General features: G+C 67.4%; 13 protein-coding genes and 1 pseudogene. 8 read left to right on the top strand and 6 right to left on the bottom strand.

Features of this window, described 5'->3' with window-relative positions; genetic code table 11:
• Positions 1–11: 11 nt before the first annotated feature.
• Positions 12–746, bottom strand: coding sequence for an SDR family NAD(P)-dependent oxidoreductase (locus ACWEKM_RS09170; RefSeq protein ID WP_203922400.1), 735 nt, complete (start codon positions 744–746; stop codon positions 12–14).
• A gap of 320 nt (positions 747–1,066) precedes the next feature.
• Here ACWEKM_RS09170 and ACWEKM_RS09165 point away from each other — a divergent pair, with 320 nt between their 5' ends.
• Both ACWEKM_RS09165 and ACWEKM_RS09160 read left to right on the top strand, forming a co-directional pair.
• Positions 1,067–1,708, top strand: coding sequence for a TetR/AcrR family transcriptional regulator (locus ACWEKM_RS09165; RefSeq protein WP_451620508.1), 642 nt, complete (start codon positions 1,067–1,069; stop codon positions 1,706–1,708).
• A 246-nt stretch (positions 1,709–1,954) separates the two neighbouring features.
• Positions 1,955–2,035: pseudogene (locus ACWEKM_RS09160) on the top strand (IS5/IS1182 family transposase); the annotation flags it as partial.
• A 240-nt stretch (positions 2,036–2,275) separates the two neighbouring features.
• Here ACWEKM_RS09160 and ACWEKM_RS09155 read toward each other — a convergent pair.
• On the bottom strand, positions 2,276–3,295 hold the full coding sequence (locus ACWEKM_RS09155) for a DUF4331 family protein (RefSeq protein ID WP_451620507.1): 1,020 nt from the start codon (positions 3,293–3,295) through the stop codon (positions 2,276–2,278).
• 309 nt (positions 3,296–3,604) lie between these two features.
• Here ACWEKM_RS09155 and ACWEKM_RS09150 point away from each other — a divergent pair, with 309 nt between their 5' ends.
• The 3 genes from ACWEKM_RS09150 (at position 3,605) to ACWEKM_RS09140 (ending at position 5,608) form a co-directional block, all read left to right on the top strand.
• The gene (locus ACWEKM_RS09150; protein WP_451620506.1) at positions 3,605–4,066 is read left to right on the top strand and encodes a hypothetical protein; all 462 of its coding nucleotides are present in this window, start codon (positions 3,605–3,607) and stop codon (positions 4,064–4,066) included.
• A 580-nt stretch (positions 4,067–4,646) separates the two neighbouring features.
• On the top strand, positions 4,647–5,114 hold the full coding sequence (locus tag ACWEKM_RS09145) for a hypothetical protein (RefSeq protein ID WP_451620505.1): 468 nt from the start codon (positions 4,647–4,649) through the stop codon (positions 5,112–5,114).
• A 20-nt stretch (positions 5,115–5,134) separates the two neighbouring features.
• A complete protein-coding gene (locus ACWEKM_RS09140; RefSeq protein WP_451620504.1) occupies positions 5,135–5,608 on the top strand; it encodes a nuclear transport factor 2 family protein in 474 nt (157 codons plus the stop codon).
• Positions 5,609–5,890: 282 nt separating this feature from the next.
• On the opposite strand, the gene ACWEKM_RS09135 is transcribed toward ACWEKM_RS09140, so the two are convergent.
• Positions 5,891–9,046 carry a discoidin domain-containing protein gene (locus ACWEKM_RS09135; protein WP_451620503.1) on the bottom strand — a complete coding sequence of 1,052 codons (3,156 nt, stop codon included), beginning with the start codon at positions 9,044–9,046 and terminating at the stop codon, positions 5,891–5,893.
• Here ACWEKM_RS09135 and ACWEKM_RS09130 point away from each other — a divergent pair.
• Positions 9,038–9,544, top strand: a complete 507-nt coding sequence (locus ACWEKM_RS09130) for an integrase core domain-containing protein (RefSeq protein ID WP_451620502.1) — start codon at positions 9,038–9,040, stop codon at positions 9,542–9,544. The two genes, ACWEKM_RS09135 and ACWEKM_RS09130, sit on opposite strands and share 9 nt — an antisense overlap.
• 4 nt (positions 9,545–9,548) lie before the next feature.
• On the opposite strand, the gene ACWEKM_RS09125 is transcribed toward ACWEKM_RS09130, so the two are convergent.
• A complete protein-coding gene (locus ACWEKM_RS09125; protein ID WP_451620537.1) occupies positions 9,549–9,749 on the bottom strand; it encodes a hypothetical protein in 201 nt (66 codons plus the stop codon).
• 42 nt (positions 9,750–9,791) lie between these two features.
• A complete protein-coding gene (locus ACWEKM_RS09120) occupies positions 9,792–10,682 on the bottom strand; it encodes a phytanoyl-CoA dioxygenase family protein (RefSeq protein ID WP_451620501.1) in 891 nt (296 codons plus the stop codon).
• Between the two features lie 43 nt (positions 10,683–10,725).
• Between ACWEKM_RS09120 and ACWEKM_RS09115 the strand changes: the two genes are divergently transcribed.
• The gene (locus tag ACWEKM_RS09115; RefSeq protein WP_451620500.1) at positions 10,726–11,643 is read left to right on the top strand and encodes a helix-turn-helix domain-containing protein; all 918 of its coding nucleotides are present in this window, start codon (positions 10,726–10,728) and stop codon (positions 11,641–11,643) included.
• 68 nt (positions 11,644–11,711) lie between these two features.
• Here ACWEKM_RS09115 and ACWEKM_RS09110 read toward each other — a convergent pair whose 3' ends face one another.
• Complete coding sequence (locus ACWEKM_RS09110) at positions 11,712–11,906, bottom strand: hypothetical protein (RefSeq protein WP_451620499.1); 195 nt, start codon at positions 11,904–11,906, stop codon at positions 11,712–11,714.
• A 446-nt stretch (positions 11,907–12,352) separates the two neighbouring features.
• On the opposite strand from ACWEKM_RS09110, the gene ACWEKM_RS09105 reads away from it, so the two are divergent.
• A complete protein-coding gene (locus ACWEKM_RS09105; protein ID WP_451620498.1) occupies positions 12,353–12,592 on the top strand; it encodes a hypothetical protein in 240 nt (79 codons plus the stop codon).
• The last annotated feature ends 172 nt before the right edge of the window (positions 12,593–12,764 follow it).

The following is a 12,764-nucleotide window of genomic DNA, read 5'->3' as shown; positions in this document are numbered from 1 at the left end:
TGGTGTGTGGTTCAGATGGCGGTGGTGCCGCCGTCGGTGACCAGTTCCAGGCCGTTGACGTAGCTGGAGTCGTCGGAGGCGAGGAACAGGGCGACGGTGGCGATTTCTTCGGGGCGGCCCATCTTCCCGCGGGGGATGAGGGACTCGAATGCGGCCTTGGTTGCCTCGTCGAACAGTTCTTCCTGTTTGGCGGTGGCGACCTGGCCGGGGGTCAGGACGTTGACCCGGATCTTGCGGTCGCGCAGTTCGTTGAGCCAGACGCGGGCCCAGGCCTGCTGGACGGCTTTGCTTCCCGCGTAGAGGCTCCAGCCGGGGAAGGCGCCGAGGGAGGCGTTGGATCCGGTCATGAAGATCGAGCCGTTGTCGTTGATCAGCGGCAGTGCCTTCTGCACGGTGAACAGGGTGCCGCGCGCGTTGAGCCAGAAGGCGCGGTGGAACTGTTCCTCGGTGATCTCGCCGAGGACGGCGGGTTCGCCCATCCCGGCGCTGGCCCACAGCACGTCGATCGAGCCCTTTTCCCGCTTGACGGTGTCGTACAAGCGGTCCAGGTCGTCCAGTTCGGCCGCGTCACCCTGGACGGCGGTGACGTTGCGGCCGATCAGCTTGACGGCGTCGTCCAGTGCTTCCTGCCGCCGGGCCTGGATGAAGACGTGCGCTCCTTCCTCGACGAACAGTTTGGCGCCGGCCAGTGCCATGCCGGTGGATCCGCCGGTGATCACCGCTACCTTGCCATCGAGCTTTCCCACGATCACTCCGTTGAAATTGATGGGTATCCGAAACAGTTCGGTTCTTACATACACCAGACTGTGTACGTAACGTACGCGATGGCTGGTCGGAAGCGCAAGCTATGTACACCGGTCGGTACCGATCCCGCCGTGGGGAGCCCGGCGCGCCAGGGCGCACCGACGATCGCCGGGATCGCCCTCACGTTGCGAAATCTCCGTCACCGCGATGGATGTACGGTCCAGGCATATGTACACCGTGCTGTTTGCTTAACGTAAGCGAATGATCAACCCGAACGCAAGCTATGTAGACCGGTCTGTACCGGACGGTCTATGCTGGGGGCATGTCGGAGTTGGAGAAGGGTCCCCTGGGCCGGCGCCGCGGCAGGGGCGCACGCGAGCGCATCCTCAGCGCGTCACAGCAGCTGTTCCGCGATCAGGGCATCAACCGCACCGGCATGGACCAACTCTGCGCCGTGGCCCAGGTATCCAAGCGCACGGCCTACCAGCACTTCACCAACAAGGACGAACTCGTCGCCGAATACCTGCGCCGATTCGATCCCGACGTCATGCCCGGAGTGTTCGACCGCACCGACCTCACACCTCGCGAACGACTCCTCGCCGCCTTCGAGATGCTGGCGTCCACGCCCCTGTGCCCCTACATCGCGGCGGCCGTCGAACTCCACGACCCCCATCACCCCGCATCGCAGTACGCACGCGACTACAAGACCGCCATCGCCGCGCGGCTCACCGAAACCGCCCGCGAAGCCGGCGCCACCAACCCCGAACAACTCGGCGAACAACTGGCGCTGCTCATGGACGGCGCCGCGGCCCGCACCCGAGTCCTCAACAGCGAATCCTTCCCCACCGCCGCAGCCATTGCCGCCGTCCTCATCGACAACGCCATCCCCGCGTCATCCCCTCGGCAGCCCAGCGATGACCGCGGAACTACCGAGTCGGCTCCCGTTCCGGTGGGAGGCCCATGACGGCCCGATCACGCCTCGTCGGCCGGAAGACGACGTCGAGTTCGGCGCGGCCGGAGCGGTAACTGCCGGGACTCGGGTGGAGAGCGGGTCGCGAGATCTGGCCGCGGCCATCCGTACGTATCGTCGAACTGGAGCCGTTTTCATCCTCGTTCGGATGTGTTGACAGGTAAGGCTTCTCGCTTGTCACAGGTTGATAATCATCCCCGTGTTGCCACGTGGGCGCGGCGAAGCCCCTGGTAGCAGGGCTACGACGAGACCAGGGAACGGGTGATCACGCCGTACAAGGGCAAGAACAAACCCGACTCGCAGAAGGACGCCAACCGGGCCTCATGCCCGGCACCGACGGCACGCGCACCGCTGCCTGGCGGACCAACCTCCGTACCACCGCACCGATCCGGGACGCCGGCCGGACAGAGGCATTCGTTTGACAACGGAAACCGGCCATCGACCGCCTACTGGCGGCGAAGCAGCAACTTCACGGTCCAATCGGCAGACGGGCTGACAAGCCCGCATTTCCGCGCAGTGCGGCGCAGTCGCCGGGAACCTCGGGGCGTTCTGCCAGAACCATCAGGAGGTCGCTGCCGGGTGCGGATCGCCGAGGTACGGGAACCGGTCCAGGGTGTCGGTGTGCGGCGTCAGACCGGTGGGCGGCGCCTCGTTCTTGGTGAGGAACGCGACGCGGATGTCGATGACGTCTTCGGTGAACGTCCGGCCGTTAGGGTATGCGGCTGGCTTGGCGGGGTCGAAGTGCAGCACGTCCGGCAGGAGGCGGTGCTCGTCGAGCGCGGTGATCGCCTCCTCAGGCGTGTAGCCGCCGGTGTGGCCCAGCAGGTGGACGAACTGGTCCGTCCACCTGGTACGGTCGTTGACCGGCTCGCTGGCGTTGTACTCCTCCTTTGTGTCATCGGTGTTGAAGAAGCTGCTCACCGACGGGTGTCCGGCCCGGTCGACGTGGATGAGTTCGCCGTCTCGCAGGACACTGCACCGGCCCCAGATGTGCAGCTCGGGCTTGGGCGCCAGCTCCGCGGTCGGCAGTTCGATGGCCATGGAGAAGACGTTGGCCGTGATGTTGGAGTCCACGCCAGTCCACGGGGACTGCTCGCCCAGATGCGGGGCAGTGAAATTCCGGTTGCCGCTGGTGTCGAACAGATTCTTGATGCCGTCGTAGTCGAAGAAGAAGGCGTCGCTGCGGCTGCCGGCGGCCACCTTGTAGTCGCCGCTGCTGACCACGTTGGCCTGGGGGCCGAAGGAGACGGCGGCGTCCGACACGATCTTGGTGCCGGCCGCCTCGGGGCTGCGGGACTCCGTACCCGTTGCCATAAAGACGCTGTAGGTCTGGGAGCCGACGACTGTCGGCGGGCTGAAGACCCAGCTGAAGGCGATGTCTGTCAGGTAGTCGCCGTCGTTGTCGATGTTCAGCCGGTATACGGCGTCGGGGTGTAGGGCATCGGCGTTGGGATTGGCGTTGAGGATGAGAACGGTCCTGCTCGGATCGCCGGGGGATCCGAAGGTATAGAGGTCGCACAGATCGAGGCGCTGGTCGCCGAGCGGCGGCCCAAGGCTGAGGCCGGTGAAGTGATTGGACATGTCGGGCGCTCCCTCTGCTCGCTCGCTGGAAAACCGCCAGAGCGCCACGGCCGTTCCGCAGCTCGTGAAGTAGCCGGGCGGTGCAGCCACGCTAGCCCGACGGACCAGTCCGACCGGTGATAGGGAAAGTGCCGCTGCCAAACAGCCCTCGAATGGGTCACCGACAGCAGCCTGAGCGGGACAGCAGCGTGAAGACCTCACGCGGGACGAGTCGCCGGCGGGGCGCTCGCCCTGGCCACCCGCCGTTTCGGGTTCACCGGGATCACCGATGAGCGGTGGCGGCTGGTCGGCAAGGAACTCGTCCTGGCCATGCTCGCCCCGCGGCACCCGGCGGTCGCTCCGCTGCCCCGGGCCCACCGCACGGCCCTGCACCTGCGCAGTTGCGCAGGCCGTCTGGACGAGCTCATCCGGCTCTGCCGCTGGCTGTCCGAGCACGGGGTGTCGAGTCTCGCGCAGATCGGCACACGTATCTGCGACGCCTACATGGCCCACCGGCGCTATGTCCTCGACGAGCACGGAGCGGTCGTCGGCGAACAGAGTCCGGCAACGCGTCGTGCGGCCGCACAGGTTGTCGTCGACCTGGTCAACTACGGCGACTTGTTCACCGCCGATCGTGTCCCGGCCGATCTGCGGCCCTGGGGCAGTGCGGTTTCGGGTCGGCGCAGAGCATGGGCGTGCACTTCACCCGGACCCACCAGGCCACTTCCTGCCACTATCGGCAGGTGTTCGGTCCGGCGCGATGACGCGGGTCATGCTCAGCCACAGTCTTGATCCGGCGGAGCCATTCGGAGCCATTACACGTAGCCCACCGCCGACGGCTCCCCGACGGGCGCAGCCGACAGCAGCCGGCAATCACTCCGCAACTGAAAGATCAGCACCGCTCGAAGGTCCGAGGAGGGGGATGATGAAGTCGTCCTGGGCCCAGCCTGGTGACGCGCGCGAGCAGCGTCCAACAAGGTCGCAGGGGACCGGACGGGGCGGCCGGACGCAGGTCGCGGCGGATTTGCTGCACCGCGCCGAGCGGCCCGTTCAACCTGAAGAACGTGTTACGACCACCTGCCGGAAGTGACCCGTCGACGTTCTCACCTATGCCAAGACCCTGCACGATTGCCAGCGGCATGACCAACTCGTCGCCCTGCGCTCGCTGTTCACCTGGGCCAGGCAGAAGGACTGATCTTCCGCGACCCCACCAGCCGGATCAGAGTCGGGCAACGTGAGTACGCCGTGTTGCAGCCGCTCGCCCCCGAGCAGGCCGACCGCTCCGTCGCCGCGGCCACCACCCCCCGCGACGCGTTTCATCCTCGCCCTCGCGGCGGTCCACGCCGCCCGGGTCGCCCAGATCGCCACCCTCATGCTCGACGGCGTCGACCCCGGCAACCGCCGGCTGACCATCGCCGGGCACGTCCGCCCGATCGACGATCTCACCTTGCAGCTACTGCTGGACTGGCTGGAGCACCGGCGCCGCCGGTGGCCGAACACCGCCAACCTCCACCTGCTGATCAACAACCAGCCCGCCACCAAGGCCAGCCGCGCCAGCAACCACTGGATCAGCGCCTCGATGCGCGGACAGGACGCGACGCTGGAGCGGCTCCGCGGCGACCGGCAACTCGCAGAGGCCCTGGCCCACGGGCCTGATCCGCTCCACCTCGCTGAGGTGTTCGGGCTCGATGAAGAAGACCGCGATGCGCTACGCGGACTCCGCCCGGCGGCTCCTGGAGCGACCCATCGAGCGGCTCTGACTACCGTGCCACGTCGGAGATGGTGTCGCTTTCACAAGTCGGGGAATCGGGAGCGAAAAAGCCATCGCGGTGCCCCGTAGAGGGCTGGTAGCAATGGTTGATGCCGACTGAAGCCCTTGACCCGATGGAACGTCTTCTCTCCGAGCGAGCCTGCGAGCGTCTTATCGTCGAGTTCGTGCGCCGCCTTGACCTGGGAGATCCGGGCAGTGTCGCGGACCTCTTCACACCTGACGGGGTGTGGGAGTGGCCCCACGGCGACCGCCGGGTGGAAGGGCGTGAGGCGCTCCGCAGCTACTTCGGTTCGCGACCCAAGGACCGACTGTCACGCCGCATGTCCACGAACATCTTGGTCACGGTGAATTCCGCCTCAGCGGCCACCGCCACCTCTTACTTCGCCACTTACCGAGTCGACGGCTATACCGATGGCATGGTGCCCCCGAGGCTTCCCACCAACGTGGGCCACTACGAGGACACGTTCCGGAAGATCGAGGACACCTGGCTCCTCACCAGCCGAGTCACACACCTGCCATTCGGCGGAGAGACGGCGCGACTCGGCTACCCCGACCAGTCCTGACCGCGGGGTCCAACCTGGCTGTGTCCACCCGCCGCCGTCGTGCCGGCCCCGCGACTTCACCACGAACCCACGGATCCGACGTCACGAGGCACGGCGACAGACCCTCGGGTTCCCGCCGGGAACTCTTCAGTCTTCGCGAACTCGCGGGCGACGATGCCGCTGTGGGCCGACGCCGGACGTCGCCCGGTGCACGCCTGGGCGGGTACGACGGCCACGGCGAAGTGCCGTGGCCGTCGCCCGCCCGCCCGGCCGGGCCCGGCGGCATCACCATCGGCACAGGACTCAGACAGGGAGTACGGAAAGCGAGACCACACGTGCGTCGTTGCGGGCCCGGCCTTTGATCCGTAGGGCCACGTAGCGGGCGGTGCCCTTCGTGGTGAGTGTCGCGACACGACCCCTGGTCCGGAAGGTTCCGACCGGCTCGTACGACAGGCCGTCGGTGCTGAACTCGGCCTCCGCCGACGGCACACGCCCCCCTGTCCAGCTGATCCGGATCTCGCCGATCGCCGTCGGTGCTCCGAGGTCGACCACCATGCGGCCGGCGGCCCCAGGATTCCAGGAGGTGTGCGGGTCGCTGTCGACCGCCGCCGCCGGGTCGGACATGCCGGCCGGCAGCGGCGCCGTCGGGAAGGTGACGCGACCGAGTGCCATGTCAGTGAGTGGATAGGCGGTGGTACCGCGCACGGTGACGTTCTCGGTACGCCCGCGCCGCACGCTGACGTACGTCGCCCGCCCGCCACCCCCGCCCAGCGGGATGACCACCAGTCGGCAGGAGGGCCCGGTCAGCCGGAGCGTGGCCGCGTCCACGACCTCGGCGCGCAATCCGGCCGGAACACGCCCGCCGCCATCGGGTCGCAGGACGAAGCGGGCGGGTGCCACCTCCGCCCGGGCAGCGGGGAGTTCGGCGCGGTAGTCGGTGCCGTCGGCCGTCAGCGTCTGCATGCCCGCGTACAACCGTACCGAACGGGTGTCCTGCGGTACGGACACCGTGGTGGTCACGGCAGCGGCCGACAGATTGAACAGGCTGAGGTGACCTCCCGCGGCGCTCGCGCGTACACCGGGATGCTCCGACCTGGGCGCCTTGCGCCGCGCGGCAGCCTCCACCTCGGACGGGTCGCCGTCGGCGTAACCCTCGACGAGGACGGCCTCGGCCGGACCGTCGGAGAGGATCAGCGTGTCACCGTAGACGGCAAGCGGGTTCTTCCCAGCGCGTACGATGAGGCCCGCCCGTCCGTCCACTGAGACCCAGCCGCCGGTGCTGGTGAGGTCGGCGTGCGGATAGTGCTCCAGGTCGGTCCAGGTCTTTCCGTCCACCGAGCCCTGGAGCGCGTACGCCCGGCCGGCGGCGGCCTCCCAGCGCAGGGTGACACGGTCGAACTCCCGCTCCTGCCCGAAATCGACGGTGATCCAGCTGTCCGCCCGCGGGCGGTCGGCGACGGAGACGGCCCAGCGCGTCGCGAGGTCGCCGTCGACGGCCAGGGCCGCGCCCTTGCCGGCGTCGGAGGACGAAGCGGTCGCGGTCGCACTGCGCGCGAGATCCGCCCCCTCGGCGCCGTCGCGCACCTCGATCGCGTACAGGGAGTATCCGTACTTCGGGTCCGGGGTGATCCCGCGCATCCGCAACTGCCTGTAGGAAGCCCTGGTGAAGCTGATGTCGTCGGTGCGCCCGCCGCCGGGCGCCGGGGCGGCGCCGTCCTTGGCGGCGACGGTGGTTGCTCCCTCGGCGGTGGTGTACGTACGGTCGCCGTCGAGGCCCTTGATTCCCGGCATGGTGAGGTTGTGCACTTCGAGGTGGCCCTCGCCGGCGGCGGTGCCGCTCGTCGCGTAGACGACGTCCCCGGAGGGAAGAGTGGTGAACCCCGCGAAGCCCGTGGGCAGTGTGAAGAGCGTTGCACTGCCGTCGAAGCCGTCACGGAGTTCGCTGTACGTGGTGACGGAACGGGCGGCCGGTTCGGCGTTGGTCGCGGGAAGAAACATGGGTGTGTTCCCACTGAGGATGAACAGCCAGTCGTCGTGGGCGGGTTGCCAGGCGAACTTGACGTAGCGGGGCTTGCTGACGGCCGCGGCCCAGGCTGCCGGCGACTGGTGCGCGACGAGGCCGGGTCCGGGGCCGAAGTCCCGTACACCACTGGCCCGTTCGAACAACTCCCGCTCCGTGAGCGGGCGTACCGCCTTGCCCTGCGCGGCCCGCCACTCGTGCAGCAGATAGCTGATGGCGATTTCGGCGCGGGCCTCCGGCTCGTACTTGGGCTCCCCGGAGAACTTGGTCAGACGGTTGACCGGCGCGTACGCCTGGTAGGCCTCCAGGCGCCCGGCCAGCGCGGCCTCGGCACGGGCAGCGGCCCGGTCTCCCAGCACCTGGGCGAGGAACGCGAGGGGGATGACGTCGCGTCCGTAGAGGTGCTCACGGTCATTGACCATCGGCATCAGCGGCTCACCCGAGTCGCTCATCACCATGAGGAGGGTGTCCCACAGGAGCCCGGCGTTCGGCTGCGAGGTCAGGACCTCGGGTAGCGGCCGGCCGGCGGTGACGAAGTGCGCGGCGTTGCGCCCGGATGTTCGCCACAGTTCGGACTGGTAGTGCGGCCCGAACGAGCCGTGGTTCTCGACGATGAAGGTGTCGTAGAGGTTCTGCGCGGTGTTGTCGCTGATGGGAACACCGTCGACCAGTGCCGGATTGGCGCGGTCCGCGGCAGGCAGTCCGGCCTCGTTGCGGGTCCAGCGGCCGAAGGCGTCCCTCCACTGCTGATACTTCACGTTGTCGGGCGCCCAGGCGAGTCCGGGGGCCAGTGCCTGCGCGTAGACACCCATCTCCTCCAGCTTCGTGTCGCCCACGAAGCCGCCATTGAGGCCGTGCGGCGTCCAGTCTCCCGAGGTGGGGTCGTCACCCGTGCCGAGACCGGCGGTGAACTCGGCCTGCGCCCGCGCGATCGTGTCCACGTTCTCGCGCGTCGCGCTGTCGAGCCGATCCCAGAGAAGGCGCGCGGCAAGGACGAAGTAGAGCTGGAAGGTGGTGTCGAAGAAGAGGGTGCGGCCCCATTCGGTGCCTCCGGTGAGGCGGTTCGAGGAAGCGAAGTGCTTGATGGTGGCGAGGGTACGGGCGAGTAGGGTCTTCTCGTCGACGCCGGCCCGTTCGGCGTCGTACGTACCGCGGGTGAGCAGCAGAGCGTTCCCGAGGACGACGGCGAAGCCGAAACTCTTGGCGGTGTAGTGTCCCTTGGAGGCGTCCCACTGGGTCTCGGACCAGTGGGTGTGGGTGAGCAGGGCCCGGTAGTAGGCGTCGGCGATGTGATCGGGAGCGGCCGGGCGAGGAACCCCCGGCCGGTCGTCGGCCGTGGCCGACGAGGCGCCGAGCGACGTCGACGCCGCCAATGCCACGGTCAGGCCCGACAGTTGGGCGAACCGGCGTCTGCTCAGCGCGGGCGGGCAATGGTTCACGGGGATGCGCCTCCTGGGATGGACCTAAGACAACGTTGTCAGGGTCCGGTTCATTCTTTGTTCGCACAGTCCGGACCGTCAACCCCTGGGAGCCTCCGCTCGCGCTTGGCTCCAACTCGTGCCCAAGCCAAGGCTGGAGAAGGGCGCCGAACCAGCGGCCCCGGCGGGGGCCTTTGCGACGGGGGCGGCACCGGACAATACGTATCGATTCGGTGTACCGAGAGACTGTCCGGCATCGGCGCTTCCGCGTCGGCCGGCTCGGTCGCGGACAGCTATGACAACGCCGTGGCCGAGGCCCTGCTGAACGGCACTTTCAAGGCCGAGCTGATCGAGATGCAGGGCCCGTGGAAGGACTTCGACCAGGTCGAGCGGGCGATCTTCCAGTGGGTGACGTGGTACAACGAAGAGCGACTCCGCTCCGCTCTCGACAACGTGCCGCCCGCCGGGTACGAACGGGACTTCTGGCGGAGCCAGGACCAAGTCCCGCAGTCCGCCTGAACCATCAAGGTCGGACTCTGCGAAACTCGGGGCAGCTCACCTCGTCGTCATAGCGGGAGCAGGTCGCAACCCAGCGCATCATGGAGCGTACGTTGCGGTTGCCGACATTGAGGTAATGCGTCTCGTAGTCGACGCGTGCGGACAGCACGGCGTCGGCTCCGGCCGGGATCACGGCCGGCAGGATCAGCGGCAGGCTGCAGGGCACCGGGACCGCTCACTCCTTGGCGTCATACGCTGCCGGTTGGGTTCACAGTCCATCCTGGTCATGCCAGTGCTTCTGCCAGCGCTGGTCGATCGGGTCCGCCGCGGCCTGGTAGCGGAGATCGGTGGAGAGCCGGAACAGGCCATGCGGGTCGGTGTTGTCGAGAGAGGCGTGGATGATGTGGGCGTTGTGGACCATCAGGTCCCCGGCGGCGAAGTCCGTGATCAGCCAACGGCTGTCATACTCTTCGGCCAGCCCCGGCAAATCGGCCGTCATCGAGGCAGCGGGCCGCTTGAGTCTTCCTGCGGCCTCCTCTCGGAGCACTCGGTGGTGGCTGCCCTCCAGGTAGATCAGCGGCCCGCGTGCGAGTGGGACATCGCCGAGTGGGATCCAGGACGAGACTACGCGGTCGGTCCCTTCGCGGAGGTAGACCAAGTCGTAGTGTGCCTGGGTGGCAGTGCCGATACCGGTCTCCCCTGGACCAATGTGCCGAATGATCTTCCGCCTGTGCAGGTGAAGGCCCTCCGTGCCGAGGAACCACCGGTAGAAAGCAACCAGTCGTGGATGCCGGCACAGGGCCTCATACTCAGGGCCAGGCACGAGATCGTTGAAGAGGATCCGCCGCAAGGCGGCGCGATCGAGCCGGTCCGAGGTGCCGGCAACACCTTCTCCCGGGTCAGTACCTGGACGGGTAAGCCCGCTGGGAGCCAATTGGGCAAAGTAGTGGCGCCGGAAATCCAGAACAGTCTCAGCCTCGAAGAAGCCAGGAAACAAGAGATAGCCCTCGCGGCGAAACCGCTCGTGCAGGGCACCGAGGTCCTTGCGCTCCTCCTCGGGGACAGGCATCAGGCGACCAAGCCGACGAGGGCTCGGGTCGAGGACGTAGCCGTTCGAGGTCAGGACTCCCGTCGACCGGGATGCGTCGCTATTCTGCATGCCTGACATGCTGCTGCCTGTGATGTCATGAGGACCATGGAGTATGTCCCCCAGTACTTGGACATCTGTCGACAGGAGGCCCGTGGGTAGTCCAGTCCCGCCCTCCAGTCGCTATCTGACCCCGCCGGCGGAGGTACGGGCACTGGGTCTGGCTGTCACCGGAGTCGGTCGGATCCCCGAGCAGCGCCGGACCTGGTCACATCGCACCCTGACTACTTACGCCGGCGTCTATGTCACTGCGGGCTCGGGCCGACTGTCCCTCCAGGGCTTGCCTGGCTTTCGGGAAGTGAGTCCAGGCTCTCTCTTCTGGCTTCCACCCGGCATCCCTCACCACTACGGCCCTCTGCCGGGTACAGCCTGGGCCGAGTACTGGGTCCTCTTTGAGGGTCCAGCCACGACAGGATACGAGGCATTGGGCCTTCTCGGCTCCGGATCCCATCTCGTCGCTGCAGCCGACACCAAGCTGATCCAGGCCACCTTCGTGAAACTGCTCGAAACCGCCGGACAACCAGAGTCGGTGCCCGCACACGTCCGTGCCGCCGCGCTCCTGCACACCCTGATCGCTGCCATCGGCGCCTCACCGCATGCTGAGGGAACTCGAGTCAACAGCAGCATCGGCCGACGTGCACTGGAAATCCTGGCCCGCGATGCCCATCTGCCAGTCAGAATCTCGGCAGTCGCGGCCGAACTTGCCGTCTCGCGGGACACCCTGGCCACTGAGGTACGCCGCTGCACTGGCTCCACGCCCATCGAATACCTGACGCGATACCGCATGACCAGGGCCAAAGCACTGCTGGCCGGCAGCGACCAGTCCGTCGCAGCCATCGCCCGGACCGTCGGCTACGCCGACCCGGCGTACTTCTCCCGCGTCTTCACCCGCACAACAGGCGTCGCCCCAACCCAGTTCCGACAGCAGGAGCATGCACAGTCCGGCGTCCTGGATTCGGGCACCACCTCGTGAGGGTCAGCACAACCCCGGGTGGTTGGGGTTGATGACTCAATCTTGCGAGGGCGGTCGGCGAGGTTACGTCAGGGGTGGTGGGCCGACGCAGACGACGGAAACCGTTCCGTCCGGCGCGAGTTCGTTGAACAGGCCCGCAGGTCGCCCATCATGGTGGCGAAGTTGCGGACGTGGTGGGTGACGGCGTCGAGTTCGGGGTAGCTGGTCCGGATCTCCTTGAGATCGGCGGCATCATCGGCTGTCAGGTCTCCGAGGGCGGTCATGATCCAGCGGACGATGCGGCGGGGCTGTGGAGCCGGGCGGGGGAGTGTCCAATCGGGTCTTGACCCCGAATCCTGACGCGGGTTATGCGGCTGATGCCCAACACCGCGTAGTCAGGGGTTTGTTGACTTCGTCAAGGGGCGGATATCCAGGTGTCGGCACGTACGTATGTGCCATGGCTGATCTTACGGAGGAGTCCGTCGGCCACCCACTGGCCCATCTGTGTCGCAAAGCTGTGGGCGTTGCGGACGTGAAGGGCGGTCGCGACTGCGCGGGGAGTCCAGGTTCGGTCGGGATCTACGGACATGAAGTGCAGAACATCAGCACATTGCGGGGGTCCGGCCCGTGCCCGGCATTCAGGACAACCGCGTCGCGGGCGGTCTCCCGGGCGATGGTGAAACTGGCGCGGTCCGGATCCGTTCCTGGCCGTGACTCGACCGCGTCGACCATGGCCATCCGCAGGGCCACGCGTCCGCAGGACCGGCTCTCCCGTTGCCTGCACCTCAAGCGGATCGCGTGGAAGTTCCGGGAAGAGGGCGGCTTCTTCAACCCCCGTCGCGGAGTCGTCTGCGGCCCGCACTCCTGCGGCTACACCATGGTGGACGTCACCCGGGGCCTGGCCTGCACAGTTGACTCGTCCTGGCTCACATTGGCCTACCGGAAGCCCTCCCTTTTCGTTCGGCTGTGAGTTGTCACCCCCTGATTGCCGGCGCGGTTCTGCTCCGGTGAGCGAGGGCCACAGTGCTGGTGCGGTTCGACGATCTCAGCCTTGGACTTCTGGCCATCTTCACTGGCCCGTTCCTGTGCGGGGTACCCACCGCGCGTGACCCACCAGCCACGTCAGGCACGGACGTCGAGGA

It is taken from the genome of Streptomyces sp. NPDC004752 (assembly GCF_053601275.1).
This window is presented reverse-complemented; position numbering and strand designations above follow the sequence as displayed.